Genomic DNA, 26,294 nt, shown 5'->3' with positions numbered 1-26,294 from the left:
GACGGGTTCCCCGGCATAAAGGAGCCAGCGCGTTGCGCGGGTTAAGCGCGTTGTAGCGACTGGCGTCACCTGGCGTCGGGTTAAGCGCGTTGTAGCACCTGGCGTCGGGTTAAGCGCGTTGTAGACGCCCTCCGGGCGGCTTCCCGCAGGGTAGCACCTGGCGTCACCTGGCGTCGGGTTAAGCGCGTCGAGTGCGACTGGTGTCATCTGGCGTGTATAAGGGTGTAGGAGTGTAGGAAGAGTCAAATTTTCACGCCCTTGTTGTGTGATTTATTACATGATCGTCTGACTTCTAAATTCTTTCTTGATAAATTAAGTCTGCAAACCTAAGTCTACAAACCGTTGCTAAATCAGTTTTACAGCCCTCCGGATGTCCGTATGCCTACTAAATAAGTACTTCAACAAAATTAATTACACATTCTTTATACTGTTCCCCTATCCCCTGTCACCTGTCACCTGTTTCCCTATCCCCTGTTCCCTGTTCACTTTAACGGCAAGCGATCGCATAAGCTTTGGGAGTAGTTCCAGTCATTTGTCGGAAATGTTTGGTTAGGTGAGTTTGGTTGTAGAAGCCACACTCCAAAGCAATGTCAGCTATCGTCCACCCTTGCAATTTCAATAACTGCTTTGCTCGCTCCACCCGTTGTTGAATCAAATAATGGTGGGGAGAAATGCCCATCGACTGCTTGAACAGGCGACAAAAGTAATACTGGCTCATGTTCGCAAGGTTTGCCAGTTCAGCCAACCTGATGTTCTCGTCAAGGTGGGCATGAATGTAGTCGATGACTTGCTTGAGATAGTGCTGAGGCAATCCATCTTGGTACTCTGGCAAATTGGGTTGAAGGGTAGAATACTTTTTGAGCAGATGCACGCTCAGAAGCGTAGCTGCTGACTCAGCATAAAGATAACTGCCAGCAGCATCGAATTCCAGTTCAGTTTTGAGGGTTAAGCCAATATGCTCTATCAAGGGATCGGGCTGTGGCGCTGGGCAAATCAGTTCGACGCGATCTGGATCGACAACTTCACGAGCAATCGTTGCCACAAGATTGGGTTCAAAACACAAATTAATCGAACCCCATTCCTTTCTTGCTTTGTGATGCCAACGTTCGAGGCGAGGAATATTGGCAGGGTAGACAATGGAGTCGCCTTGCTTAAAAGATTCGTTTCTCCAGCGATTGTTAAGTTTCCGTTCTAGTTTTACTAAAGATAAAACTGGGGTTTGAATAACCACCATATGCCGAGTATTAAAAAATTCAGGAGTTTCATGAGCAGCAGGTAATAGATGATAAATAAGATCGATGCTGTCCCACCCTACTTCAGAACTTGAGAGAATAGGAGACCGAGAAAAAACCTCTCTACAGCTATCATCTGAAGTAGGTTCAAAAGTGATTAAAGAGTTGCTCTCTGACATCATCATTTTTTTCTCTGGTGCTTTGCAGACGCTTTCCCTGGCGTCTGTAGCAACTGAGCTATAACCGCCCTTAGGAAAGGTAGTTACCTTAATTAAAAAATAGACAGCACAGACAGCAGCGATCGCCTTAACGCTGCGATTTTAGGTATACAAAAATTTATCGACGCAAAGACAGTGGATGCTAGCAAAACAATTGCTACACGAGAGCAATATCTTCATCGTACCTTAGGACTTGAACAATGCAGAATTGAACATAATTTCTCAACATTTATGGAGTTAAGAATTTTAAATGGTCACCTGGAACAGATTGTAATTCCAGCCGCGGCCCTTGTAGTTTCAATCGTCCCTGTTCTAGAAGAACAACCCAATCACAGTAATTGATGACTCTAGGTCGGTGTGTAATTAAAATCGTCGTTTTACCTTGGCGATGGGCTAAAAGCCGTTCTAAGATTTGAGCTTCACTGACAGGATCTAAACTCGCCGTTGATTCATCCATAATTAGGATGGGCGGATCGCTGACAATTGCTCTGGCGATCGCTAGTCTTTGACGCTGTCCTCCAGAAAGATTCGCTCCAAATTCTCCAAGTACAGTTTGATAGTTATTGGGCAATTGACTGATAAAGCTGTCAGCATCAGCAATTTGGCAGGCTTTGACAATCTCTTCAAAGGAAATATAGGGACTTCCTAAGCGGAAGTTCTCTAGAATCGAGCGACTCCAAAAATGGGGTTCTTGGGGTACGTAGACAATTTGTTGTCGCAGACATTCCAGAGAAAGATCCTGCATATTGTAAAAGCCAATCCGAATATTGCCAGACTGGGGTTGATAAAGACCGGCAATTAGCTTTGCTAAGGTACTTTTGCCACAACCGGACTTACCAATCAGGGCGATCGCTTCCCCACCAGGAAGTGTGAGGGAAAAATCATTGAGCAGATCGACTCGACCTGCATGATGAAAGTTAATATTACTACAGCAAATGTCCGCATCCCCTGGAATAATGGCAAACGGCTTTTGAGTATCCCCTAAAGTTTCAGGTGTAGCATCTATTACCTCTACAAGTCGATTTACAGCTGTTTGGGCGCGAAAATACTCATCAGTCAAGCCCAATATTGTGCCTAAAAAGACTAAAACATTACCCTGCAAAACATTAAAAGCTAGTAATTGACCAATACTGAATTCCTTAGAAATGACTAACGTGCTTCCCAATCCGAGTAAAATTACACCGCCAATCCCACCTACAAATTGTGAAAATGTTCCACTAAAAATACTGATTTGAATGGTACTATAGGTAACATTTGCTAGACGACCAAAACGGCTTTGGAATTCGTCCCAAAACTGGGGAGCGGCATTTGTGGTTTTGACAACCTGAGCGCCTTTAAAAGTCTCAACCAAAACCCCTTGATTTTCTGCTGCTAAAACCAAAAGTTGACGGGTTTTTTGCCGCAGCACGGGCAGAAATGGCAGGTTTGTCAGAGCCATCACTCCTGCGATCGCCATCACGGCAAAGGTTAGCTTCCAACTGTAAAACACCATGAAACAAAAAGATACCACCGCCACAAAAAACTGGCTGGGTAGCAGGATTACGACTTGGGAGACTAACTGATTAATTTCATTGATATCCCGTAAGCGGCTAGTAATCTCACCACTGCGACGAGTTTCGTAGAAAGTCAAGGGCAGTTGGAGGAGCTTGCGGCCAAACTCTAAAACTAATCCTAGTTGTAACCGTTGACCAAAGTGAGAAATCATCGTAGCTTGCAACAGTCGCAGGGTGCTGCTAAACAAGGTCATGAGTATAACAGCTACTATCACCACAGTCAGTAGTTGAGTATCTTGTCGCACCAAAACATCGTCAGTGAGAAGTTGGATCAGGACTGGGTTTCCTAAAGCAAGGAGTCCCAAAACAATATTGATCAGCAATGCCTCTGCTAGCAGTCCTCGGTAAGGCCAAACACGCCTTAGAAATCTGCCAAAACCACTTTTTTGTTCATCTTGAGGTTGAATGAAAAAGCGCTCTGGATCTGGCTCTACCAGAAGCATAATCCCATTCCAAGCGGCAATAAAATCCTGGCGTTTGAGATAGCGGATGCCCACTGCTGGATCGGCGATCGCGTACTTTTTGCCCCGCTTGCCGTACAGCACAACCCAGTGATTTCCCCGCCAATGGGCGATCGCTGGTAGAGGTACTTCTTGAATGTGATCAACAAACTCTGGAGTAGCTTTGACAGAGCGAGCATTGAAACCCAGGCTTTCCATACCCCGCTTCAAGCCAAGGAGAGTAGTTCCCAATTGCCCTGTACCAACAGCTTCCCGACTGCGGTTGAGAGCGATCGTTTGTCCATAATATTTTGCAATCGAAGCTACGCACGCTGCCCCACAGTCTTCCTCACTAGCCTGTAAGACACATTTATAACCGTTGCGAGAGTTAAGCAACTGAATCATAAAGCTTACCTCAACAAAGCGGGAGCTTAAAAGCCTGATAGCACGACATCAGTGATGAAAATCGCGCCAGCTGTTCAATTTTTATTAGACGGAGTATTATACCGTTTCTCTAAAAAATAGCTACAAATGTTATTTGCTCATAGTAAGCACAAAGCGTGCTTACTACAAACTAAGAATAGGTGTTACAGATCCACCATCAATCTAGTTTTTCTAAGAAGGAACTTCAAAACTGTCTCCTGACGGGAAATAATATCGGCTCTGCCCTCCATACCTGCTTGCAATTGGCATTGGCGCTTTGCATCTCCAACAAAGTTAGTTTGGGGCTGAATAGTCACTTTGTAGGCAGTGGGTGTAGCAGGCGCATCATTTTTGGTAATAGTGGAGGGTAGAGCATCGGGAGCAACCGTTTTGACAGTACCTTGGAGGGTACCAAAGTCAGTATAAGGACAAGCGGATACCTGCATTTTGACTTTTTGCCCAGGTTTTACGTTGTCAATATTTTGGGCTGGAACTTGAGCTTCGATCAGTAATGGGGTATTGATAGGAGCAATATAGGCGATCGCTTCTCCTGGTTGGACAACTTGCTCTGGGTTGCGAAGCTTTAGTTGTAGCAGCGTGCCAGCTATTGGCGCTCGAATAATTGTTTGTTCTAAGTTAGTTTCTACCTGTGTTAGTTCTTTTTGAATCTGACCTAAATGCTTTTGTAATTCAATGCGTCCTTCAATCAGGTTCTCTCGCTCTTTATTTAATGCTGCTAAGGTTGCTTGACCTTTAGCCCACTCCAAACCAATTCGTTCCATCGCCACAATCACAATTGCATTGCTGGGGTTGAGTGCCGTTTTTGCCTTTGTCAACCTTGCTTTTGCAACCTCAACAGCCTGTTCTTTTTCCTCAAAAAGCTTTTTCACAGATGCTTTAGTTTGTGAAAGTTTCGCCTCTGCTGCCTTCACAGCCTGTTCTTTTTCTTCAAATAGATTTTGAGAAATAGCCCCCGATGCTAATATCTGCTTTAATCGGTCTCGCTGAGTCTTGGCAATTTTTAAGTTAGCCTCGGCTTCATGCAAAGTTGCCTCTAATTCGTTTTCCTGGTGCAATCGTCTCCACTGTTCCTTAGCAACCTTTAGAGCAACTTCAGCTTCTGCCAGTTCGGCTTTTGTTGTCACTTGCAAATCTCGAAAGTTGCGTTGGTTATTTGCCAAATCTGCTTGAGCAGAAGTGAGGGTTCGTTTTAAGAAATCGGATTGAGCTAAAAGCTGTGTATCTAAACTTCCGATTTGAGCATCTATACGACCTAACTGCAACCACATCTGCCGAATGCTCTCTTGCAGTTGGCTTTTTTTAATCTGATGCTCGGAGTCGTTCAGACGAGCAATGGCTTCCCCTTGTTCAACAATCTGATTTTCTCCAACTTCTATGTTGTCAACGGTTCCTGCGATCGCAGACTGAATTAAACGCAGTTCTCCAGCAAAACGAATGGTTGCCGGAACTTTAACGGCTACATTGTAATTAAGAACGGCCGATATTGAAATAGCTGCTCCAAATGTGCCAACCAAAAACAGTCCCCCAATGATTGCCCAGGAACCAATCCGGGGAAGAAACTCATCTTTTTCAACTGGAGGAAGTTGGAGTTGATCTGGATTGAGAACAGAAGGCTGGTTTGGATAATAGATGTTAGTCATTGTGAACTAAAAAATGTTTGGGAAGACTAAAGATTTACTTCCTTACTTTTCTCTTTTGTTGCTCACATCAACATTGAATTAAAAAATTAATCAGGGGAAATAAGAGGCAAACTATCAAAATAGCGACCTTCTTCTAGGAGCAACACGACCATTAACTCTAAAAGGTGTCGTTAAGGTGGGAAAATTATTAAAAGGAAAGCAGGAGCAGCTTTCTTCTTCCTCTTCTTCTGTACTTGTTGGTGATGAAGATGAATCTGCTTGTGATGAATCTTCGTATGTACGTTCTTCATTATATTCCTTGACGATCACTACTTCGCCACCAGCTATTATTTCCTGTTGCTCTTCAGACAACTCCATTAATAATTCTGGAAAAGGAATTATTGAAAGAGACATATTAATACCTCAAATTTGTTATTATTTGGCTGTTATGAATCACTTAAATAGTTGCCTAAATAACTATCTTGTTGCATACACTCAAAGATTGCATCTTATTTTTAGAATGCATTCTTGACGGTTTTAACCCAATCTCTACCAAGCTCTATATCCTCGCTAGCCTGCTGAATAGTTTCTTCGGGACTCTCTGACTCATCAGATCGGTTCGATTTGCTCGAATCGCTTGAGAATACGTTAAATGGAACCTTTGCACTTTTATTCGGCGGTGTCCAAGGAATTACAATCGCTCCCTCAAATACCCCAACTCCGCCCGATATAGTAGTGGCAGTCTCATCTGTAAGTTCCTCTAATGACAAAGGAATATCTTTTAACTTCATTTTTGTCTCCTGCAGAACTAACTAATTACACTTGTAAACAAGCGACAATTTCTACAGTCTCAATCCCATTGATAAACTGACAAAATATAAATATTGCTATGAAGGATTTTAGACAATACAGTTCGGTTAAAGCTTGAATCTTTTTCAGATCCCCCCAACCTTCCTTTCAAGCAGCGATAATAACCTTCTTTTCCCCTTTTATAAGGGCCAGGGAAATCTTAACCAAACCGTATTGGGATTCTAGAGACTTACTCATTTATTAGGATGCTCTAGAATCCATTGAGGATAAATTTGTACTATCTATTCCTCACCATTACCATTGCCATTAACGACGCCATTAGCAGTAGGCTCAAATTCCAACATTAGGTCTTCGTAGGCACTAGTGAAGACAAAGTTAGTTGACAATTCCTTGGTGATGAATGAACCATTAATACCTGAAGCAATTGTCTTGGAAAGATTTACGTTTTGATACTCAAAATCTGTGTAGTCAAACTCATCAAGATCCAAGAGTTGTCCACCACCACAGATAAGTTCTTGATGATGCTCAGATAGCTCTACAAAAAGTTTAGTTTCCATTGTTTTAACCTCGTTGATAAAGTTGATAAAACGCAAATACTAACTAGAACCGAATCCAGAAACTGACTCCTTATTCGGTTGCTCCGGAATCAATGTATGAGAAATTTGTACTGTTGCTTTAGTTGGTTAACCAAGCTCACAACTCTACCTCAAATTATCGGAATTTATTCAAATTCCAACATTAGGTCTTCGTAAGCACTGGTGTAGACAAAGTTAGTTGACAATTCCTTAGTGATAAAGGAGCCATTAATACCTGAAGCAATTGTCTTGGAAAGATTCACGTTTTGGTATTCAAAATCCGTAAAATCAAATTCATCAAGAGCTACAAGTTGTCCTCCACCACAGATAAGCTCTTGTTGATTATCAGATAAATCTATAAAAAGTTTAGTTTCCATGATCTCAACCTTGGTGATAAATATCAAATGCAAACATTGTTAAAAGAACTCCAAAGACTTACTCCTCGATCAGGATGCTCTGGAATCCATCTAGAAGAAATTTGTACAGTTGATTGAATTCGTTAATCAAACTCACAACTCTGCCTAAGAGCATCTTCAGAAAGACTAAAAACTAAAGAGTGGGCAGAGTAGGAAAACCACCATTACCATTACCATTGTCATCACCGTTGTCGCCATTAGCAGCAGGCTCAAATTCCAGCGTCAAATCTTCGTAGGCACTAGTGTAGACAAAGTTAGTTGACAGTTCCTTAGTGATGAAGGAGCCATTAATACCTGAAGCAATAACCTTGGCAAGATTTACGTTTTGATATTCAAAATCTGTGTAGTCAAACTCATCAGCAGCTATGAGTTGTCCACCACCACAGATAAGTTCCTGTTGGCGATCGCATAGTTCTGTAAACAATTTGGATTCCATAAATTGAACTCCATTAATAAGTAGACGCAATCAAGAAAAGTCATGTGCAAGAGCCTATTTAGCTTCGCTAGCTATAGTTAGCTATACGGAACTGAAGTACCGCCTTGAGTAATACAGTCGTTGACTTTTCTTTGCTCTAATCATGACAATATGGCTTTGACTTGTCAGTCGGATAAAGTCGGGAGTTGTAGTTGGTAAATGTCGGCTTATTTACTTATTTTCAGAAGCAATGAAGATAAAATTATTTCAATTAGTTGAAAATACACTATTTCTATCGCGATATGTCTCGTTTCTACAAATGATTTCAAAATAGATATTACATCAAGGCGTATGAAGCGCTCGCCTGGCTGATTTAGTAAGCGAACAAATATATTAGTTTTTACAGTAACTTTATCTGCTGTAATAAAATATTGAAGTTAATTAAATGATTTTATCCGACTTTTTCCAACCTTAACTTCTGAACTTTTCCGACTGAAAAGTTGAAACTATCTTGTCATCATTAAACCTAATAAACTTAATTTGTCATATGGCAATCAGATCTGATTGTTGAAAAAATCTAAGTAGGGTGCGTTACAGACTCTGTCCGTAACGCACCTTCAGATGACTTTGGTGCGTTATACAATCCAGCATCCTCTTAGGAGTTTCTTAAATGGATGAAAAAAATCAGTTCTCAAATTTTGATTTACAGCAGATTGCAAAGCTACCAGCAGAAATAGCAGCCTTTGCAGAAAAATACCCAACTGATATCCTTAATACTGTTAACTTCAGGGATAAATTTAATTTCTCTGAGAGCTATGTGCCAGAATTAATTGAAATATATTATGGGAACATAATTCACTCTGATGGTTCTGATATAAGTATCATGAATGGTCAACTTAAACATTATAAAATAAGTAATGTTAATAGTAATATTCAATCAATAGCAGTTGAGATTGATGGTGAGTGCGCTTATATTGAAGTTGAAGGTAAAGAAATTATCAATAGATTAAGTGGGTTAGTTTTACCTGATGTAGTTATTGAGCCATCTATATTACTTCACTCAGTTTTAAAAGGTGATAAAGTGGCTCATCAAGGAAATAGAGAAGTTTTGACAGATCTGTTAGACTTATCTAAAAGACAATCGCACTTAAATAATGTTTATTCAATATCAGTTAATATCCAATCTGAATTAAATCAAGTTGAAGTTTCTCAGCAATTTCTGTCTCCATCTAATACTAGTGTAGAGTCTTTCCAACAGCAACTATATTTTTTAGAACAACAACTTCAAGAGCAGCAGAAAATAATCTATGCTTTAAATATTCAAAAACCAAGTGAAATAATTCTAAATTTATGCTTTGATCTTGGTAAATTTAAACAAATATTTGAACAACAAAAAGAAAAAATTGAGCTACTAAAACAAGAATTAGAAAATGTTATTAATTGTTCCAATCATACAGTTAAACATTCTCAGCTTCAAAACTGGATATCTTCAGTTGAAATAAAGGTTCAACAGATAGCTAGAAACTCATATAACCAAATAATAACTGTACTCATCCCTAAATGTGAAACATTGAAATCGCAATTAGAAGTACAAGTTAAGGAACTTAAAAACAAGATAAAACAACAGCTTACAAATTGGTAAATGAGAATGCAATCACAAATTAATGTTTTCAGAAAGCAAATGAAAACGGAAACTAAAGACGAGGAGTATTTACAGTATTCAGAATCTTTATTTTCAAAACATAGGGCTGAGGATATAAATCTTTTGTGTCCAAATTGTTTATCTGAAAAAATTTGCCCTTTAGCAAAAGTTTGGGATGAGCTAAGTCATAACATATATTTTCAAGGTACTCATCGTTTTTTTGCTAAAGGTATGTGTAGCTCTATCTCAGCTTGCAAGCTAGCACCACCACAAAAGAAAAAAATCAGTTGGCGTCTACTGCTTGTGATTTCTTTATTCCTTGTTTATCCTGTAGGAAGATTCCTCAATCTACCTTTTTTGACAACACTGAATTTGAAAACATGGCTCACAAGTTTTGTAATCATATTCATTGCTACATTACTTTGGGTCGAATTTTATAACATTCTAATTTATCCAAAGCAACTCAAGAATTGGCGAAAATTATGGTATTGCAATACGTGTAATATTATTTTTGTTAAAGGATGAGACATATCATTTATTATTAAGTTAATCAGATATACTCTTAATTTTTTAAATAATCTTATACTTCCTGATTTGCTACTGCAATTTCTCCCTTTTTGTTAATCTGCACTGCATTCTTAGGAAAATCATTATTAATTAAACGACGTAGAAGCCCTACAGTTCGGAATTGCTGATCGATGTGGGGAATGCCCTGCCGATCCATATGCACGGGAATAATTTTACCTGCTACTAAATCTCCCTGAGGGTTTAGCTTAACTTCTAAAATCATCGAGTAACCAGTCTGAGCTTTTGTAGATAAAGTTCGGTATCCGAGAAAATTTCCTAAAGAATAAGCTATGAGTTTTCCTTTATATATTTCTATGGCTCTAGGAACGTGCGATCCATGTCCGAGGACTAAATCTGCTCCTACATCAATCATTGTGCGAGCAAACTGAAGCGAATTACCTCGGTTTTCTCCATAGAAAAACTCTGTTTTATTTTTAACTCGCATTGCACCTGTTCCCTCTGCTCCTGCGTGCATGGAGACAATAACAATATTTGCCCGTGCTTTAGCTTCTGCGACAAGAATTTTGGCGGCTTTTAAATCATGAATTGAATTATAAGATTCATAAGGTGCAAACCCAATCATTGCAACTGGAATATTCTTTGCTTTTAACAAAAGAATTTGGTTTTTATGCCCTAATGTTTGGATGCCAACGGCAGCAAAATTTTTGACTGTATCTCTAAACCCTACCACACCGAAGTCTAAGGCATGATTGTTGGCTATATTCATTACATCAAAGCCAGCATCGGCAAACAATTGAGCATACTCAGGTGGAGAGCGAAAGGCAAAAACTTGTCGGCGACTAGTGTCTTTAGCTGTGTATCGATATTTGGTTAAGCTACTTTCAAAGTTACCGAAGAGAATATCACCTCTTTGCAAGTATACCCTTACTGGTTTTGGAAGTAGTTGATTGCGATCGCTTGGCAGCCTGCGATCAGGAAAATTTGTGCCGGGAATTATATCCCCAACTGCTTGAATGGTGATGGAGTCTGGATAAGTTGGCTCTTTTATATATGGTGGTGAGTAAGAATCTGGCAAATAGTAAGGTTCTGGTGTTGTGTTGTTAGGTATCTCTGGTGTATTTGTGGCTTGCGATCGCCCATAGCGAATCACAACTCCTATACCAATGCCTACACAAAAACAAAAACCTATAAAAGCAAAGGAGAGCAGTTTACCCCCTAGTCGTGGCTTTGCCATATTTTCATTCCTGACACCATAAAATGTAACCTATCTCATATCTTGCATCTACGCTCTTGCTCGCCAAGAAATAAATTTCAAAGGCTAAAAGCTAAAGTCTGATTAATTCAGACTAGATAAGATTTTCAGTCAGTTAAAACTGACTTGAACTATAAGCCTGGTAGACGCCCGCTAGAAGCGGAGCGGCTTCAAGGAAGAGTGGGTGGCTACTTGCGTTTATCCACTACGTGTCTACCCGTAGGCTACTTAACGTCCAGGCTGTTTAGGGGTGAAGTGCAAGTTGTAGTAATGTAGCGATTATGGCATAGTCTGGGCATAACTGCTGAAGTATTGTTAAAAATTTACTTGCAGGGCTACACTCTTAAATCACGCACTCATTAAGGTATGTAGTGAGCGCTTTAGTTCTCTTCTGTTGGAGTTTAGTGGCTTATGAACTTGCAGTACAGCATCACCCATGAAAATTAGGGTTCCTTCTGCCGTCTGCCTTATTTTCTGAGTAGGACTAAAGTCCCTACTACGAACTTATATAAGTATCATAGGTGTATCATTTACTGTGCAAAAACTTGATCGCGATTGTGTGGAGCATCAAAATCAATCAATGGCCCTTTCGGAACAATGCGAGTAGGGTTAACTTTAGGATGGCTACGGTAATAATGTCTCTTAATGTGGTCAAGGTTGCAAGTTTCCTTGACTCCTGGTTGCTGGTACAAGTCTTTGAGATAATTCCACAAGTTGGGGTAGTCTACTATACGGCGTAAGTTACATTTGAAGTGTACATAATAAACACTATCGAAGCGGAATAGAGTAGTAAACATACACCAATCTGCTTCAGTAATTTGATTGCCACACAAATAGCGTTGCTCTGACAATACTTTTTCCCAATCATCCAAAGCAGCAAATAACTCTGTTACTGCTTGATCATATGCCGATTGCTTAGTTGCAAAGCCTGCCCGATACACACCATTATTAATCGGTTGATAAATGGCATCTATTGTCTCATCAATAACTTTTTGCAATTTTTCTGGGTAAAAATTAACATCATGGGTGGCAATGTCATTGAATTCAGTATCGAACATCCGCATAATTTCGCGGGATTCGTTATTGACAATTGTATGCTTTTGTGTATCCCATAAAACTGGGACAGTAACTCGTCCACTGTAGTTCGGATCGGCTTGCAAATAAATTTGCCAGAGATAGTTTGCTCCATTTACTGTATCGGGAATGGCTCCTGGTTCATCTGAGAATTCCCAACCATTATCGTGAATTTCTGGTGCAACTACTGATAAAGCGATCGCATCTTGCAGTCCTTTTAACTGACGTAAAATCGCAGTACGACACGCCCAAGGGCAAGCCCAAGAAATGTACAAGTGATAGCGCCCCGGTTCAGCTTTAAACCCACTTGAACCATCGGCTGTAATCTTGTTACGGAAAGTGGTTGAAGGACGGATAAATTTACCTTCTGAATCTTCTTGCTCTCGTTCGGATATCCACTTACCATCCTTGAGAATTCCCAAACCCATAATGAGCTTCCTTTGATAATGGTTAATGGCTAATGGTTAATGGCTAATGGTTAATGACAATGAAAAATATTAACCACTAACTATTCCTCGTTGAGGATTTTTGGCACTTTGAAAAATTCGCCTTCTTGTTGTGGTGAACTTTGGAGAATAGCTTCGCGATCGGGGTAAGGTTGCAAATTATCAGGGCGTGTCACGTTACTGACATCGATTGCCCGTGTTGTAGGTGGCACATTGCTAACATCTAGTTCGCTCAACTGCTCGAAGTAATCGAGAATACTTCCCAATTGAGTAGTGAATTTTTCTTCTTCTTCTGGTGTCAATTCTAAACGAGCCAAATGAGCTACTTTACGAACTTGTTCACGGTCAATCATGGTTTATTAATGGCTAATAGTTAATGGCTAATGGCTAATGGTTAATAGCCACTAGTAAAGAAGCAAATGACTAATGACTAATGTACGGGCGGGTTTTTTTGATTATATGAACGATTGAAACTGACAATTTATCTTTATAAACCCGCCCCTGCTAATGACTAAAAGAATACGTCTATTTGCATCCGCCCTGTAGTTTTCAGCCAGTTTTGGGCTTCGATGTAGTTATTGGGAGCCATACGAATTGCTCTAATCCAATAATCGGCAGCTTTATCAAACAAAGCTTCGCCTCCGTCTTCGTCTCCCGCTTCCCTAGCTTTTTCTCCCATGTAATGGTAGATCACAGCGATGTTGTTCAAAGCTTGAGGTAAACGAGGATTACATTCAAGTGCTTGATGATATAGCTCTAAAGCCTGTTCATGCTCGCCGTTACTAGCATGAATTAGACCCATATTGTAAAGAATAAAACTCCGATCTTGAGAATCTTCCTCTAGTTTTAAAGCTTCTTTGTAATTGTCTAGGGCTTCAGCGTATTCACCTTCTGACTGCGCTGACATCCCATCTCGGTAATAAGCAAAGGCTTCTTTCGCTTTTTGATTCGCTGGCAGGAGCTTCAAGATTAGATCCGCCATGACGGTAAAAGATTTATCGATAAAGTTATCGTTTTTCTGAGTTCTTGGCATAGGTGCCTCTCTATAGATGTGCAGCTAATGGCTAAAAGTGCTGTTGGATTTGTGGCTTTATGACTCAATAGCTAATTTAACTGATTTACAGGAGCATTCTCCGTGTTAAGCCCAATGATACATTCTGAGCTATTGTGCTTGGGATTGTTAACCAAGGTGCTAACTGGGTAGCCAATCATTTCCTCGGATTTATAGGGCTGTAATAGCTGCTGTAATACTTCTGGTTCTTGCATTTGGCAATTTAGCCACATCTGGTAATCCTGCTCGGTAAGAATGACTGGCATGCGATCGTGGAGTGGTTGCAGTAAATCGTTGGCTTGGGTTGTCAAAATTGTACAGGATTTAATCTGTTGCTTTTGGGGAGATTCCCACTCTTCCCACAACCCAGCAAAACCAAAGGGTTGCCCATTCTGAAGGCGAAAATAATAAGGCTGTTTTTTGCCATCTTGCTTTTGCCATTCGTAAAAACCATCTGCCACTACTAGACATCGTCTGCGCTTGAAAGCAGAGCGAAAAGCAGGTTTTTCTGCTACGGTTTCCGCTCTAGCGTTAATTAGTTTAGCTCCCATACTTGAGTCTTTTGCCCATGAAGGAATTAATCCCCACCGCAACTGCTGAAATTCACGCTTGTGGTTTTGGGAGTTATATAAAACTGTCCCCACCATTTGCGTAGGTGCAATGTTATATTGCGGCTCTATATCTGGAACTTGTTCAAGATGGAAAGCTTGAGCTAAAACCTCTGGAATAACGCTTAAAGTAAATCTTCCACACATTATTTTGATACTCTACCAATTGCAAAATTAAACTTGTCAATGCTAAAAATAATACTTTCATCAATTTACTTTTTAGAGATTTTATTAGTGTAGTCAAAAACAGCATTTCTAAAATTTTTATTCTCTTTATTTGTTTTTTTGTAAATATATTGTATGTTAATTCATTATGTTTAATTGCAACCTTAATCTCAAAATTAATAGGCATGGAAACGCTGCGTTTGTACGATTTTTTACCTTCGGGTAACGGCTACAAGATACGTCTTTTATTATCGCAAATTGGTATGCCATTTGAGAGGGTAGAGGTCAATATATTGAAAGGAGAGTCTAGAACGCCTGAATTTTTAAGCAAAAATCCAGCTGGGAAAATTCCGTTGCTAGAAATTGAACCAGGTAAATACTTGGCAGAATCAAATGCCATCTTAATTTATCTCAGTGAAGGGACAGAATTTTTACCTTATGACCGTTTGTTACGAGCGCAAGTGCTACAGTGGTTATTTTTTGAACAGAACAGTCATGAACCTTTTATTGCTACATCTAGATTTTGGATGAGTATACTAGGCAAAGGTGAAAAATATAAAGAAGCTATAGAGCAAAAAAGTAAACCTGGTTATGCAGCACTTAACTTGATGGAAAGTTATTTGCAGACTCATAATTTTTTTGTTGGAGAGCGTTATACGATCGCAGACATTGCTTTGTTTGCATATACTCATGTAGCCGATGAAGGTGGGTTTGATTTGACACAATTCCCTGCCATTCAAGCTTGGATTGAAAGGGTGAAAGCACAGCCGGGATATATTAGTATTACTGAAGAATCTAAGTATTGTATTTAACAAAAATAAAAACCAATAACTCGTTTCCTTGTATAATTTAGGTGACGAGTTTTTCTTTAAGTAGGAGATATTAATTAATCTCTAATCTAGATTGTGCTTGAAAATTTGCTGATGACTGCTAATAACTAATAATTAAACAGCTATTAACCCTCAGATATTTTGGTTAATGAGTGTTTTTAAGATTAATATCTTTATTTATTAATTTCAATTAACTTTTGCCTGGAATTAAAACCAGATTTAATTCTAATGCTATTTTTTGGCACATTAAATTTCTCTGCTAACACTTGAATTAACTCTTGATTAGCCTTACCATCTACTGGGGGAGATTTTAAATGTACAGTTAAGCTCCCGTCCGCTTCTTCCTCTATTTTTTGAATTTTGGAATTTGGCTTAACTTTGACCTTTTTTTGCATAATTTTTTCGTTGTAATCGGCGCAGCCACAACCAACCTAACAAGCAACCCAACACATAATCCGAGAAATTCCACCAAGCAATTATTTACCTATTAACGTAGCGCGAAACTGCTCCAATAAGGGTGGATGCCACAACAGCAATAATTTTAGTAAGCAGGTAATGATAAAAAACCTTTTGGGTTGCGGAAGAAGCAGAAGGCAAATAAACACCAAAATATTTCATAAAATACAGCACCCGTAGTCATTAAACCACTGATGGGCTGGGTATTTGTAGCACTTAAAGAAAAAGCCCATCGCAACAACGATGAGCAAGGAGAGGAGAATATAAGTGTTTTGTAAGTACATGAGGTACACCCCTCCCTAACCCTCCCCTTGCCAAGGGGAGGGTTAGGGAGGGGTATTTCTGTACCTCACGAAGTTGAAATCTGCTGTAAGTGTTTTGTGTTTTCTCTAACACCGTAAAGTCATACGGAAGGGATTGGGTAGTAGGTACAAGATGGCATATGAAGTACCTAAACTACAAGAGGGGAGAGTGGGAGAGTAAGAGAAAATTCTTCTCCTGTTCCCCGTCACCTATTCTCCTACTTGAGAATATGTCAATCTAAGGACTTTCTGGGCTACCATTGCCAATAACAGAAATTTTATGCCTATAAACTAATTCGCCACCATACCAGCCAGAAACGCCCAGAAGCGAAGCGACAATCACTGAGAGTACAAGTCCCCAAGGCAATATGGGCATAACTGGATTATTCCAGCGCAATACTAGGTTGATTATTGTCAGTACCAAAGCACTTACATTCAATATTAAGTGCGCCCAGCCAGCTGTGCGTTTGCGAACTCGCCCTATTCTCAAAAAGTCGAGAATACCAGTTAGGGCTGCTGCGATTCCGCCTACCAAGCCGCCAAGGATGAGCCAGTAAGAGGCTCTTGCCCAGAAAGTGTCATCAGTTAGCCAGAAAGCGACATCACTTAAGAGCGCTCCAACAAGAAATGCAATTGGGAATTGAACGAGAATAGGGTGAATAGGATGCCCCGCGATCGCAACAGTACTAGGTACACCAGTATCACGAAATTCTCTATCGTCACTTTCTAAAAAAGCAGGAATATTAGGATAAGGGGTTGTATTTCTTTGTTGAGTTTCCATAAGTTCTTTATACTCCGAGTAATAACAGACTTAAAAAGTTTCACCGTAATTTGGTGTAAATGACTACACCAAAGTAGGCAGCTTTGCACATTTTAATGATTGTATAAATTAAGCCGAAGGAATTTGCTCAACATAAGCTTCGGCTTGCAGTATGAGTTTGCCTACTTCTACCTCCAAATTTTTAACTCGTAGACTCATGCCTTCTAAATCGAAGTTTCTCAAATCCAAAATTTCGCTAGTTACATCTACTAAAGCTTTTGTCAGTTCTGGCGATGTTTCCTGATTTTCACCATATTCAACATTTTCTAAAGTCACTGTTTGTCCGCTCTCATTAACACGGGGTACTGCTGAAAAGGCGACTTTTTCAATTTGTTGGTTTTCTTGTAAAAGTAAAGTAGCGTTCAATGCTACTTTATCTTCTCCAGGTAAGCGAAATTCTACGTTTTGAGGAACAAATGTTGTTAATTTGCCATTTACATGAATTTTCTGAGTTTGCAGTTGTGAATGAACATACTCGGAGTTGAAAGCACGGTTTATATCTGCTTCGGTTAACACTACCCGTGCCTTACCTTGAGTAGGTTTAGTTAGTTCAATTTTGCCAAAGGCTGCCCCTAGAGGATTGATAGCAACACTATCAATATCCATATCTAGTTCTTCCATGCGCAAATCTTGCTGCATTACTAAACCTTCACCCTCAATAGAGACTGCCTCTATCTGTCCCTGAACTAAATTTAAAGGTTCAGCTTTGATATTTACATCTAAATTTTCTACTTCATCTAATTGGCTAGATAACCCTATTTCTGCGGCTTTATTTAGCGCCTGCTCTCCTAGTCCAGGATTTTCTGACATTACGATAGGAACTCCTCTCTTTAAATATCCTGAAGTCAATCTAGAAAAGCAAAAATAAAAATTTATCTACCCGGCGATGGAGTGTCGTTTTAGCAGTTCTCTACCTAAAAGTATAAATGCGATTCGCTTGTAAAAATTATCCTAAAAATTGAGATTTTTATATCCTTAGTTTCAGGGTTATCGCTCAAAAGAAAGATGGAGCGTTCCGAAACAATATGTCACTCTGAAATTGTCTAAAACACAAACAATTTCAGTTTGTTAGAGGAGAACTCAAGATGGTAACAACTTTAGACGATACTAAACGTACTGCTATTGCCAAAAAATTGGCAGATATGAAAGAAATTCAAAAATTGTTGATTGCCAATGAGCAACAATTTTTGAAAGAAGTTTCCGATAATGAAATTCGCGATCGCATCCAGAAAATGCTCGATGATGACAACAAGAACATGGGCATTCTGGAAACTGTTAATGTGCAGTACGGAATTCAAGCCGAGCCTGACAAAACCGTTTCTGAAATGGTTAAAAAAGTGCAGCAGCTAATGCAAGGCTCTGAATTAAACACATATGAAAAAGTCTTTCAGCATGAGCTGCTCAAGCACCAACAAGTAATGTCTGGCATAACAATTCATAAGGCAGCTCAAAAAGTTGGTGCCGATGTAATGATGGCTATTGGGCCTTTAAATACTGTAAACTTTGAAAATCGCGCTCACCAAGAGCAACTCAAAGGTATTTTAGAGGTTTTGGGTGTCCGTGAATTAACTGGACAAGAAGCAGATCAAGGTATCTGGGGACGCGTGCAAGATGCAATGGCAGCATTGAGCGGTGTGTTCGGTAGTGCTGTTACCCAAACATCTGATAAGAGTGATATGAATATCCAGGATGTTATCCGCCTGGATCACAATAAGGTGAATACCTTGTTCACCGAACTGTTGGCAAGCAACGACGCACAAAAGATCCAAGAATACTTCGGTCAAATTTACAAGGATCTAAGCGCTCATGCTGAAGCTGAAGAAGAAGTTGTCTACCCAAGAGTACGTCCTTTCTATGGTGAAGGCGATACTCAAGAGTTGTATGACGAGCAAGCTGAAATGAAGCGGATGTTAGATGAAATTAAGGCGATCAATCCTTCTTCATCTCAGTTCAAAGATAAAGTTAGACAGCTAATGGATGCTGTAGGCGATCATATTCGTCAAGAAGAAAGCACAATGTTCGCTGCTATTCGTAATAACTTAAGTAGTGAGCAAAGCGAACAACTGGCTACCCAATTCAAAGCTGCAAAACAAAAAATTCAAGAGAAACTAGGTAAACAGGGTGCAGCATCTAAGTAATACAGCTTTGTTTTTTAATAGCAAAGTAATCGCAGCCAAAAAAGGTAAAAGGTGAAAATATTTTGCCTTTTTCCTCACCTACTGAGTTTTAATATCCGAATGTGATTTTAGTGTTGAATGCCACTTGCTGGGTTTTTTATAGCTCCCGACACATAGTGTCGGGAGTTTTTGTACAATCATTATTTATTTCTACGATGTCACAGGTTTAATGTAGAAGTTAAATCTGTGTCTATATTTAAAGCGATCATCCTCAACTGCATATTCTGCGGCTGCAAGAGGAGGAAAGATATATGGTTGAAATCTTTTTAAATTCTCACATTCTTCAATCACAGAAAAAGGTTTATATTCAGGCTTATCATTCCAACCAAAGACTAAAACTCCACTAGTACGTAAACATTGAAAACACTGCCAAAAAGATTCTTCTGTATCTTCCTTTGTATTGATACCAAATCCAAAGACCCCATTATAGAAGATTAGATCAAAATAATTATTTTCAAAATGATGGGTGAGATTTTGGAGCGCGTCTATAATATGATGTTTTTTTGCTCCATATTTAGCTTTACTAGGTTCAATTTCTATTGTCCAGTACTCTTTATTTTTAAAGTATTTTTCGTATGGTTTAGTGAACCAGTCACAGCCCACGAAAAGAATTTTATTGAACTCACTCCGAGCAACAAAGTAAGGAATGATGTTATCCTCAAGTATCACTCGATCTGGGTGATTCAAATGAAAATCTAATCCACGCAACCTTCGAGTTGCTATCTCATGTAGAAGACTTTGTATTTGCCAAACAATGCGTTCTGGTAGGATAAGTTTGACTACATCTTTGAATTTGGTTGTTGCACTCATGCTCACATCCTCCATCATTTACAGTATCGGATATGAAAAACCTTTTATTTTTTATTATTTTTTAAGTGCAGTTCTAGTCAGAGAAGTTATAAATTTATAGCTTTATGTTCTATGTTATAGAAATCATTGGTGGATATTATGATACTTTACCTAACTTAACTCATAGTTAAGAACCCGTTATTAAAGAGAAGAACTACAAGTTTTTCCTCTTCATTACGGGTTAAAAAGAAAAATTTTCTTAAAAAAGTTTAATTTACCAGCCAATATTTATAGGCTGCATATGCCATAGTCACAACTCCAGTAATGATGGCAGATTCATCAACTTCAAATTGAGGATGATGTAAAGGGTAGTTAATGACTCTATCTGGGAAACCTACACCTAAACGAAACATAGAACCAGGAGCTTTTTCTAAATAAACGGAAAAATCTTCAGCACCAAGAGAAGGTTCGGGTAAGACTTGCACGCGATCGCTTCCCCAAGCTTCTTCTGCTCCTGATTGCAACAACTGTGTTAAAAGATAATCATTTTGAACACTAGGTACCCCCTGGCGATAATTCACTTGGTATTTCGCACCGTAGGAATTGCAGACACTAGCGACAATTTTTTCAATCCAGTTTGGTAAATTAGCACGAGTTTCTGGATGGAGTGATCGCACAGTTCCTAACAACTGCACTCGATCAGCAATTACATTCGGCGCTCTGCCTCCATTAATTTGCCCAATGCTCAACACCACAGGGCGCAAAGGATTTTGCGTACGGCTAATTGCTTGTTGCAGCGTAGTAACTACTTGCGCGGCGATCCAAATTGCATCAATCGCCTCATGAGGGCGAGCACCATGTCCCGATTCTCCAAAGATAATAATTTCTAGATCGTCTGCTGCTGCTGTTAAGGCTCCGTAGCGTACACCAATTGAACCAGCTGGGATGGAAGGAAAAACATGAACACCCAATACCCCACTCACTTTTTCCATTACTCCATCTGATACCATCCAGTTGGCACCTTGAGCAATTTCTTCTGCTGGCTGAAATAAAAAGCGTATTTTTCCAGGTAACTCCTCTGCGATTTGAGATAGTACCATTGCCGTTCCTAAACCCACTGTGGTATGAACATCATGACCACAAGCGTGCATCAAACCTTGAACACGAGAAGCGAACTCTAAACCAGTGCGTTCTTGAATTGGCAAAGCATCCATATCAGTACGAATTGCTAAGATGCGATCGTCTTTACCAGTACCTTGCAATTCTCCGATTACGCCAGTTTTACCCACTCCCTCTCTAACATGAAGTCCGTTAGAAGATAAAACACCAGCAACAAAGGCAGCTGTTTGGTACTCTTGCCCACTCAGTTCTGGGTGAGAATGAATGTGACGGCGAATTTCTATTAAGCGGGGAGCGAGTGTTTTTGCTAAATCTTTAATATGGGTAAGCATTTTCCAATTCAATCGCGCACTTTTTTTAATGATAAAGAAATGTTAAGGAATAGTTCGCTCAGAATTCACGACAGTAGTATCGTACTTCCTTGTGTGCGAGTTCGGAGAGGGGCAGGGGGTAAGGTTTTTTGCCTGCTGGTGAAACTTGGTTCATCGGGACTACCTTGTTAGTAGGGTGTGTTACGGTTATGCAAGAATTTGAGAGTTTGAGAGAATTAGAATTAGCCGTAACGCAGTGCTTTAACGCAACGCCAGGCCAGGTGCTACCTCACGGGAAGCCGCCCTCCGGGCGTCTACAAGCAGGGCATTGCCGCAAGGGCGCACTGGCTCCCCTACAGTTTAAGGTTTACTTGATAAATCATCTCTAAGTTGTATTCTGCTAGCAGAATAAGACTCGTCAGAAAATTAGTCAGTATAAATAAGTGATGAAGAAACTGTAAAAATAATGTAACTTGATAATTTGAAAACTAGTCAAAATTACATAAAACTTTTATGGTAAAAATATTAAAACTTTATAAATAAAGTTCATAAGCATCAAGGAAAAGTTTGCCAAAACCAGTCAATACAAAAGTGAATTAGGAGTTATTTAGATTGGGAATTGTTAAGTATGAAGTCGTAATAAAGAAACTGTAAAAGTACGGTATACACCAGTCTTTTAGCTAGTCAAAATTAATAGTAGTTCCTAGAATAGACTCATCAAGAACGAATTATACTGAAAACTCTATAGACAACCAATTATAATATCCCCCAAACCAAGAATTAGTGGTGAGGGGGATATTTATTTACGCCAGCCCAGCAAGCGTAAACCTGGCACTATTAGGTAATAACTCACACCTAGCCAGAAGCTAATAAAAATACCAATAAGACCAAAAAAGGCTATTTTCAGCCACAACTCTTCCCAATTATTAGTGGGGCGAAATAAGTCAAACAAATTTGATGAAAGCTTCAAACTCATCAAAAGTGCAAATGGAATGGCAGTGCCAAAAGCGGCAATGACAGCATGAACTATTTGATGGCTGCGAAGACCTAACCCTAAAATAAACAGGGAAACAGCAGCTAAAATCAATCCTACCAAACCCTCACCATTATCTTTGGGTGTAAATAATTGCAAAATAAACCAACCAAAGCTGTAGCTAATCATACCCATCAGTGAGGCGACTAAAAACCGTCGTCTTTGACCGTAGCCTCCCGCTACCGTCAATCCCCATGCAGTTCCGAAACCAGCGCCCGCAAATATCAGAATCTCTGAACCCAGTATAGATTGATTATTTGCCAGTAATACAGTTAGTTGCTCAGATAAAACTTCACCAACTTCTGCTCCCCAGGTTGTCCGATATGCAAAGAAATAGCCAATAATTGTACCAATCCCAGCACCGATACAAGTCAAAAACATTGACCAAATTGTATCTAGGCAGGCTCTAATCAGCTGAACGATCGCCCGAAATATAAAAACTATAATTTTTCTGACAATATTAGTAGAACTAGTAAATGCTTGTTGAAGAGTTTTTTCTAGTTCCCAGAAAAATGTCGAAATCGGAGCTGGTGCAGTTGTGCGTACAGGAGGAGTAATGTGGCGGCTAGTTTGTCCGACATTGCTGGAAAATGCATCAGAGATTTGTGCCAAACGTCTTTGAAGAATAGCTGTATTTGCTGGACGCGATCGCGCATCCTCGCTTACCATCTCATCAAGCAAGTCTGCAAATACTGGATTAACATTGGCTTGCCTGCGCCAACTAAATTCTCCGGTGAGTGGATCTTCTAAATCTGCTGGATGTTTGCCCGTCAATAATTCAATCATCGTCCGACCGAGGGCATAAAAATCAGCCGCAGGCCCAATATTTACACCGGCTATTTGTTCTGGTGGACTGTAGCCAGAAGAAAATAATTTTGTAGATCGCGATTCTGAACTAATATTTGTCTTTTCAAATTGTTTTGCGCCACCAAAATCGATGAGCACCAACTGCTCTCCTGCTATTGGTGAAGGATTGCGCAACATTAAGTTAGAAGGTTTGATGTCACGATGAATGATATTGCGTTGGTGTAAATGCTCTAGAATGTCTGCGGCTTGGGTTAACCAATTAAACACTAGTTCTTGGGGGCATCCTTGAGGATAGTAATTTTGTAAAATATTTTCCAGCGTCTGCCCGTCAATTTTTTCCATTACCAAACAAGGCAGATTCAGTTGTCCTTGAGAATCTGACCAATAGCGTTGAAAATAACCATCAGTATCAATTTTGGGAACACCCGGATGTCGTAGACAACTTAAAACTGCTGCCTCTTGGGCAAATAATTCTAGGGCTTTTGGTGAATCTTCTACCAATACCTTCAGCACTTTTTCTGTTTGTGTTTTTTGATCCCAAACAGTATAAATTTGGGCAAAACCTCCAGATCCTAAACGCGCCATAGGCACATAGCGGTCTATCAGCTCTAAGGGCGCACCACAGCTGTTGCAAAATTTGTTACCCCAAGGTTGGGGATAAGGACGTAGGCAGTTTGGATTTATGCAGTGAACCGCGCTCTTGTTAGACACAACCGCTAATACACAAAGGCTGAGTTGATTGTACACAAATGGAGATTAGGTATGTCAGTTACCAGTTATCAGTTACCAGTTAACACCAATACATCCGATAACTGTTCACTGTTCACTGTTAACTGATTAAGTCCCTAACAACTAAATCCATCCCAGGTAGGGGGAAAAGAGTATTCTGAGAAACTGGAGAAATTGTTATTATTGCCGCCAGTTTCTTCATCTAGAACTTTGACGACTTTATTATAAATTTCTTCTGCTTGTTGGGGAGAATCACCGATGCTGGTTAATCCCAACTTGCCAAATTGAGAAAGACAACCCATTAAATGGAATATTGTTCCTGTTTCGGTGCCGGTGTCAAAATGCAGCCTATGTTGGGCAATTATGTCCATCAAGTCGTTGGGTAGAAGCCCTTGATAGCGCTCTTTGTGCAGGTTGTCGGTGGCAATGTAATATTTGGGACGTCCTTGTTGAGAGTAAAATAAGCCAGTAGAAAGGTCATAGCGCCCGTTAGTTAATAATTTCAGGGTCATAAAGGGATGGGTGGTGCCGCCTTTACGCAGATTGATTTCTATTGCTTGAAAATCCCACTCTCCATTACCTTGATCAACGGCGATAAAATCTACGCCAAATCTTTCTAATGCGCCTTTTTCGGCGAGTTTTTTGCCAACTTTCAATCCTAATTGTTGTAATTGCATCCGATAGGTTTTGTCAGCAGGAAAACGACAGCCAAGATAAATTTGTCCGTCTGGCCCTCCGAGAATTTGGTCGTGGGTGGAGAGGATTTCTACTTCGCCTAAGGGTGTAATCCGTCCTTGCACGCTGGGCGATCGCTTAATCTCTCCTTCTACAAATGCTTCGACAATTGCTCCTAGCTCAGTGATTCGTTCTGAAAAGTTCTCCCAAGTTTCTTGTTTGGCTTGAAAACGTAGCTTGGGGAAACAATCGCTAATCGCTGCTACTCTGTGGGCATGAGAAGCTTGATCAGGTGCAAGTTCAGCGATTGGTCTCAAATCTAAAAGCGCGTTACCTTCTCCGGAAATGCCTTCATTGAGCTTTACCACCATCCTTTTTAATGTTGGTTGGCGCTCCCACAATTCGGCGGCAGCTTGTGCTAGATCGTCTGCACTCCAAACTCTCTGACTACCATCTGGATGCGGTACCCCACTTTCTGCGAAGATTTCTCTACTGCCACTTTTGGTTCCCCAAATTTGCAATTTTGGGTCAGCAGCGTATAGGGGGACGCCTAATTTTAAAGATAATTCTGATTCTAAAGGCGTTGTATTATAACATATCATAAATGATTTGTCTAATCTTAAGGCTTGACGAATACGATTGAGTAAGCGGGGGCGTTCTAATATTTTCTGACTCAAGGGTTTGAGAGAAGAATCGTAAGTGGACAGAAGCAGTAAGCGATTGCGAGCATGAGAAAAGGGAATTCCTGGCAACAGTTGTAAATAATAATCGATGATGCTGGGATGAAGTGGTACAGAAGTGACATAAATCAGCCTGTTGCGTGGATTCCACAACCGAATCAAGGAAAATAAAAGCCGTTCTTCATAGTGTTCGTACCCTTCTACCTTTTTGAGTTCTCGCTGGTCGATACTCAGGGAAGGAACGACTAAAATATCAACGTCGCTATTTGTAGGACCTTCAATATTTTGCCAGCGATCGCGCAACGTTGACTGAAGAAGTCGAAAAGGGTCAGTTTCTTTCCCGTCAGAAATGTTCACAATTTGCATAGCACTACCCCTGCTTTACCCTCTAAGTAAATTTTATTAATCTCAGATATATCTCAATAAATAATTAGATGTTAATGAGATGCAACACTTCTTTGACTTAATATTTTGCAAATTCTTAATTGATACTCCTCACTATAGAGATCAGCCATTTGTCTATACCTAAGTCTTATGTCTTTAAAGTTACTTTTATAGTTCCAAAGACATGAGAATACTCATAATTATAAAGTTAGTTTTATTGCCAATATAATACTGAGTAAAACAGATATTTAATGAAGTAAATTACTTCTTAAGATTGACATAACTTGTATTTATTTACAACTTAAGGCTGATAATCTCCAACAGAATCGGAGTTATTTTATAAAAAGATGAAAAGGAAAAATCCTTCATCGCGGTAGAGTTGTGTTGTAATGTTCCCTTGTCATATAAAGAGCGTGCTTAGGTGTGGGGAGCACTTCTCTTGGGGAGTAGTTTTGCTTTAATGGCAATTGGTACACACAACCTTCATTTGGGGCTAAAAATCTAACTCAAAAACGGCAGTCGGGTGCGAAAGCAAAAGTTAAACCTTGGATTGAATTTTCGATCCAAGGTTTAGTTTTGAAAATGTGATGGGTTAGTAGTTAGTAGTTCACTATCCACTACTCATACTATTTCACGAAAAGGCTGATATGGATGTACCCCACCGCCTACGGCACCTCCCCTTACTAAGGGGAGG

The 26,294-nt window shown here is 39.8% G+C and carries 25 protein-coding genes and 1 pseudogene; 5 read left to right on the top strand and 21 right to left on the bottom strand.

Going from position 1 to position 26,294, the window contains the following annotated elements; genetic code table 11:
• Positions 1-487: 487 nt before the first annotated feature.
• The 8 genes from QUB80_RS19820 to QUB80_RS19785 all read right to left on the bottom strand — a co-directional run bounded on the left by QUB80_RS19820 (position 488) and on the right by QUB80_RS19785 (position 7,743).
• Positions 488-1,417, bottom strand: a complete 930-nt coding sequence (locus tag QUB80_RS19820; RefSeq protein ID WP_289791228.1) for an AraC family transcriptional regulator — start codon at positions 1,415-1,417, stop codon at positions 488-490.
• 262 nt (positions 1,418-1,679) lie between these two features.
• Positions 1,680-3,848 carry a peptidase domain-containing ABC transporter gene (locus QUB80_RS19815; RefSeq protein ID WP_289791227.1) on the bottom strand — a complete coding sequence of 723 codons (2,169 nt, stop codon included), beginning with the start codon at positions 3,846-3,848 and terminating at the stop codon, positions 1,680-1,682.
• 182 nt (positions 3,849-4,030) lie between these two features.
• Positions 4,031-5,527: a beta-barrel domain-containing protein gene (locus tag QUB80_RS19810; RefSeq protein WP_289791226.1), complete on the bottom strand. Its 1,497-nt coding sequence runs from the start codon at positions 5,525-5,527 to the stop codon at positions 4,031-4,033.
• Positions 5,528-5,641: 114 nt separating this feature from the next.
• Positions 5,642-5,920 (bottom strand): bacteriocin, encoded by a 279-nt coding sequence (locus QUB80_RS19805; RefSeq protein WP_289791225.1) that lies wholly within the window; start codon positions 5,918-5,920, stop codon positions 5,642-5,644.
• A 101-nt stretch (positions 5,921-6,021) separates the two neighbouring features.
• The gene (locus QUB80_RS19800) at positions 6,022-6,297 is read right to left on the bottom strand and encodes a hypothetical protein (protein WP_289791224.1); all 276 of its coding nucleotides are present in this window, start codon (positions 6,295-6,297) and stop codon (positions 6,022-6,024) included.
• A gap of 300 nt (positions 6,298-6,597) precedes the next feature.
• Positions 6,598-6,873, bottom strand: a complete 276-nt coding sequence (locus QUB80_RS19795; RefSeq protein ID WP_289791223.1) for a CTB family bacteriocin — start codon at positions 6,871-6,873, stop codon at positions 6,598-6,600.
• A gap of 164 nt (positions 6,874-7,037) precedes the next feature.
• The gene (locus QUB80_RS19790) at positions 7,038-7,268 is read right to left on the bottom strand and encodes a CTB family bacteriocin (protein ID WP_289791222.1); all 231 of its coding nucleotides are present in this window, start codon (positions 7,266-7,268) and stop codon (positions 7,038-7,040) included.
• Positions 7,269-7,440: 172 nt separating this feature from the next.
• Positions 7,441-7,743, bottom strand: coding sequence for a CTB family bacteriocin (locus tag QUB80_RS19785; protein ID WP_289791221.1), 303 nt, complete (start codon positions 7,741-7,743; stop codon positions 7,441-7,443).
• A gap of 649 nt (positions 7,744-8,392) precedes the next feature.
• On the opposite strand from QUB80_RS19785, the gene QUB80_RS19780 reads away from it, so the two are divergent.
• Positions 8,393-9,364 (top strand): hypothetical protein, encoded by a 972-nt coding sequence (locus QUB80_RS19780; protein WP_289791220.1) that lies wholly within the window; start codon positions 8,393-8,395, stop codon positions 9,362-9,364.
• 6 nt (positions 9,365-9,370) lie between these two features.
• Entirely contained in the window at positions 9,371-9,889 is a 519-nt protein-coding gene (locus QUB80_RS19775) for a hypothetical protein (protein ID WP_289791219.1), read from the top strand.
• A gap of 55 nt (positions 9,890-9,944) precedes the next feature.
• On the opposite strand, the gene QUB80_RS19770 is transcribed toward QUB80_RS19775, so the two are convergent.
• From QUB80_RS19770 to QUB80_RS19750, 5 genes are all read right to left on the bottom strand, one after another.
• The gene (locus QUB80_RS19770) at positions 9,945-11,126 is read right to left on the bottom strand and encodes a CapA family protein (protein WP_289791218.1); all 1,182 of its coding nucleotides are present in this window, start codon (positions 11,124-11,126) and stop codon (positions 9,945-9,947) included.
• Positions 11,127-11,674: 548 nt separating this feature from the next.
• Entirely contained in the window at positions 11,675-12,646 is a 972-nt protein-coding gene (locus QUB80_RS19765) for a glutathione S-transferase family protein (RefSeq protein WP_289791217.1), read from the bottom strand.
• A gap of 80 nt (positions 12,647-12,726) precedes the next feature.
• Entirely contained in the window at positions 12,727-13,017 is a 291-nt protein-coding gene (gatC, locus tag QUB80_RS19760) for an Asp-tRNA(Asn)/Glu-tRNA(Gln) amidotransferase subunit GatC (protein ID WP_016877026.1), read from the bottom strand.
• Positions 13,018-13,175: 158 nt separating this feature from the next.
• On the bottom strand, positions 13,176-13,697 hold the full coding sequence (locus tag QUB80_RS19755) for a photosystem I assembly protein Ycf3 (RefSeq protein WP_289791216.1): 522 nt from the start codon (positions 13,695-13,697) through the stop codon (positions 13,176-13,178).
• A gap of 71 nt (positions 13,698-13,768) precedes the next feature.
• A complete protein-coding gene (locus QUB80_RS19750) occupies positions 13,769-14,470 on the bottom strand; it encodes an SOS response-associated peptidase (protein WP_289791215.1) in 702 nt (233 codons plus the stop codon).
• A 203-nt stretch (positions 14,471-14,673) separates the two neighbouring features.
• Between QUB80_RS19750 and QUB80_RS19745 the strand changes: the two genes are divergently transcribed.
• Positions 14,674-15,300, top strand: coding sequence for a glutathione S-transferase family protein (locus QUB80_RS19745; protein WP_289791214.1), 627 nt, complete (start codon positions 14,674-14,676; stop codon positions 15,298-15,300).
• A 191-nt stretch (positions 15,301-15,491) separates the two neighbouring features.
• Here the strand turns inward: QUB80_RS19745 and QUB80_RS19740 are convergent, their stop codons facing one another.
• The 4 genes and pseudogenes from QUB80_RS19740 to QUB80_RS19725 form a co-directional block, all read right to left on the bottom strand.
• A complete protein-coding gene (locus QUB80_RS19740; RefSeq protein ID WP_289791213.1) occupies positions 15,492-15,713 on the bottom strand; it encodes a DUF167 domain-containing protein in 222 nt (73 codons plus the stop codon).
• Positions 15,691-16,058, bottom strand: a pseudogene (locus tag QUB80_RS19735) (DUF2809 domain-containing protein). The gene QUB80_RS19740 and the pseudogene QUB80_RS19735 overlap by 23 nt, the downstream one beginning before the upstream one ends.
• A gap of 256 nt (positions 16,059-16,314) precedes the next feature.
• Positions 16,315-16,857, bottom strand: coding sequence for a DUF2231 domain-containing protein (locus QUB80_RS19730; protein WP_289791212.1), 543 nt, complete (start codon positions 16,855-16,857; stop codon positions 16,315-16,317).
• A gap of 108 nt (positions 16,858-16,965) precedes the next feature.
• Positions 16,966-17,706 (bottom strand): LmeA family phospholipid-binding protein, encoded by a 741-nt coding sequence (locus QUB80_RS19725; RefSeq protein ID WP_289791211.1) that lies wholly within the window; start codon positions 17,704-17,706, stop codon positions 16,966-16,968.
• A gap of 275 nt (positions 17,707-17,981) precedes the next feature.
• Between QUB80_RS19725 and QUB80_RS19720 the strand changes: the two genes are divergently transcribed.
• On the top strand, positions 17,982-19,034 hold the full coding sequence (locus QUB80_RS19720; protein WP_289791210.1) for a hemerythrin domain-containing protein: 1,053 nt from the start codon (positions 17,982-17,984) through the stop codon (positions 19,032-19,034).
• 189 nt (positions 19,035-19,223) lie between these two features.
• Here QUB80_RS19720 and QUB80_RS19715 read toward each other — a convergent pair whose 3' ends face one another.
• Positions 19,224-19,883, bottom strand: a complete 660-nt coding sequence (locus QUB80_RS19715; RefSeq protein WP_289791209.1) for a hypothetical protein — start codon at positions 19,881-19,883, stop codon at positions 19,224-19,226.
• A gap of 248 nt (positions 19,884-20,131) precedes the next feature.
• The gene (locus QUB80_RS19710; protein ID WP_289791208.1) at positions 20,132-21,313 is read right to left on the bottom strand and encodes a M20 family metallopeptidase; all 1,182 of its coding nucleotides are present in this window, start codon (positions 21,311-21,313) and stop codon (positions 20,132-20,134) included.
• Positions 21,314-21,441: 128 nt separating this feature from the next.
• On the opposite strand from QUB80_RS19710, the gene QUB80_RS19705 reads away from it, so the two are divergent.
• Positions 21,442-21,681, top strand: coding sequence for a hypothetical protein (locus QUB80_RS19705; protein WP_289791207.1), 240 nt, complete (start codon positions 21,442-21,444; stop codon positions 21,679-21,681).
• Between the two features lie 410 nt (positions 21,682-22,091).
• On the opposite strand, the gene QUB80_RS19700 is transcribed toward QUB80_RS19705, so the two are convergent.
• Entirely contained in the window at positions 22,092-23,843 is a 1,752-nt protein-coding gene (locus tag QUB80_RS19700; RefSeq protein ID WP_289791206.1) for a protein kinase domain-containing protein, read from the bottom strand.
• A gap of 134 nt (positions 23,844-23,977) precedes the next feature.
• Positions 23,978-25,582, bottom strand: a complete 1,605-nt coding sequence (locus tag QUB80_RS19695; RefSeq protein WP_289791205.1) for a peptide ligase PGM1-related protein — start codon at positions 25,580-25,582, stop codon at positions 23,978-23,980.
• Positions 25,583-26,294 lie beyond the last annotated feature (712 nt).

The sequence above is a fragment of the Chlorogloeopsis sp. ULAP01 genome (genome assembly GCF_030381805.1).
Taxonomy (GTDB): Bacteria; Cyanobacteriota; Cyanobacteriia; order Cyanobacteriales; family Nostocaceae; genus Chlorogloeopsis.
This window is presented reverse-complemented; position numbering and strand designations above follow the sequence as displayed.

Coding starts and splice junctions, on each gene's coding strand:
- QUB80_RS19710 (WP_289791208.1), bottom strand. CDS start 21,313: ATGCTTACCCATATTAAAGATTTAGCAAAAACACTCGCTCCCCGCTTA.
- QUB80_RS19805 (WP_289791225.1), bottom strand. CDS start 5,920: ATGTCTCTTTCAATAATTCCTTTTCCAGAATTATTAATGGAGTTGTCT.
- QUB80_RS19815 (WP_289791227.1), bottom strand. CDS start 3,848: ATGATTCAGTTGCTTAACTCTCGCAACGGTTATAAATGTGTCTTACAG.
- QUB80_RS19730 (WP_289791212.1), bottom strand. CDS start 16,857: ATGGAAACTCAACAAAGAAATACAACCCCTTATCCTAATATTCCTGCT.
- QUB80_RS19695 (WP_289791205.1), bottom strand. CDS start 25,582: ATGCAAATTGTGAACATTTCTGACGGGAAAGAAACTGACCCTTTTCGA.
- QUB80_RS19775 (WP_289791219.1), top strand. CDS start 9,371: ATGCAATCACAAATTAATGTTTTCAGAAAGCAAATGAAAACGGAAACT.
- QUB80_RS19770 (WP_289791218.1), bottom strand. CDS start 11,126: ATGGCAAAGCCACGACTAGGGGGTAAACTGCTCTCCTTTGCTTTTATA.
- QUB80_RS19790 (WP_289791222.1), bottom strand. CDS start 7,268: ATGGAAACTAAACTTTTTATAGATTTATCTGATAATCAACAAGAGCTT.
- gatC (WP_016877026.1), bottom strand. CDS start 13,017: ATGATTGACCGTGAACAAGTTCGTAAAGTAGCTCATTTGGCTCGTTTA.
- QUB80_RS19755 (WP_289791216.1), bottom strand. CDS start 13,697: ATGCCAAGAACTCAGAAAAACGATAACTTTATCGATAAATCTTTTACC.
- QUB80_RS19800 (WP_289791224.1), bottom strand. CDS start 6,297: ATGAAGTTAAAAGATATTCCTTTGTCATTAGAGGAACTTACAGATGAG.
- QUB80_RS19750 (WP_289791215.1), bottom strand. CDS start 14,470: ATGTGTGGAAGATTTACTTTAAGCGTTATTCCAGAGGTTTTAGCTCAA.
- QUB80_RS19810 (WP_289791226.1), bottom strand. CDS start 5,527: ATGACTAACATCTATTATCCAAACCAGCCTTCTGTTCTCAATCCAGAT.
- QUB80_RS19780 (WP_289791220.1), top strand. CDS start 8,393: ATGGATGAAAAAAATCAGTTCTCAAATTTTGATTTACAGCAGATTGCA.
- QUB80_RS19715 (WP_289791209.1), bottom strand. CDS start 19,883: ATGAGTGCAACAACCAAATTCAAAGATGTAGTCAAACTTATCCTACCA.
- QUB80_RS19785 (WP_289791221.1), bottom strand. CDS start 7,743: ATGGAATCCAAATTGTTTACAGAACTATGCGATCGCCAACAGGAACTT.
- QUB80_RS19765 (WP_289791217.1), bottom strand. CDS start 12,646: ATGGGTTTGGGAATTCTCAAGGATGGTAAGTGGATATCCGAACGAGAG.
- QUB80_RS19720 (WP_289791210.1), top strand. CDS start 17,982: ATGGTAACAACTTTAGACGATACTAAACGTACTGCTATTGCCAAAAAA.
- QUB80_RS19745 (WP_289791214.1), top strand. CDS start 14,674: ATGGAAACGCTGCGTTTGTACGATTTTTTACCTTCGGGTAACGGCTAC.
- QUB80_RS19820 (WP_289791228.1), bottom strand. CDS start 1,417: ATGATGATGTCAGAGAGCAACTCTTTAATCACTTTTGAACCTACTTCA.
- QUB80_RS19795 (WP_289791223.1), bottom strand. CDS start 6,873: ATGGAAACTAAACTTTTTGTAGAGCTATCTGAGCATCATCAAGAACTT.
- QUB80_RS19740 (WP_289791213.1), bottom strand. CDS start 15,713: ATGCAAAAAAAGGTCAAAGTTAAGCCAAATTCCAAAATTCAAAAAATA.
- QUB80_RS19725 (WP_289791211.1), bottom strand. CDS start 17,706: ATGTCAGAAAATCCTGGACTAGGAGAGCAGGCGCTAAATAAAGCCGCA.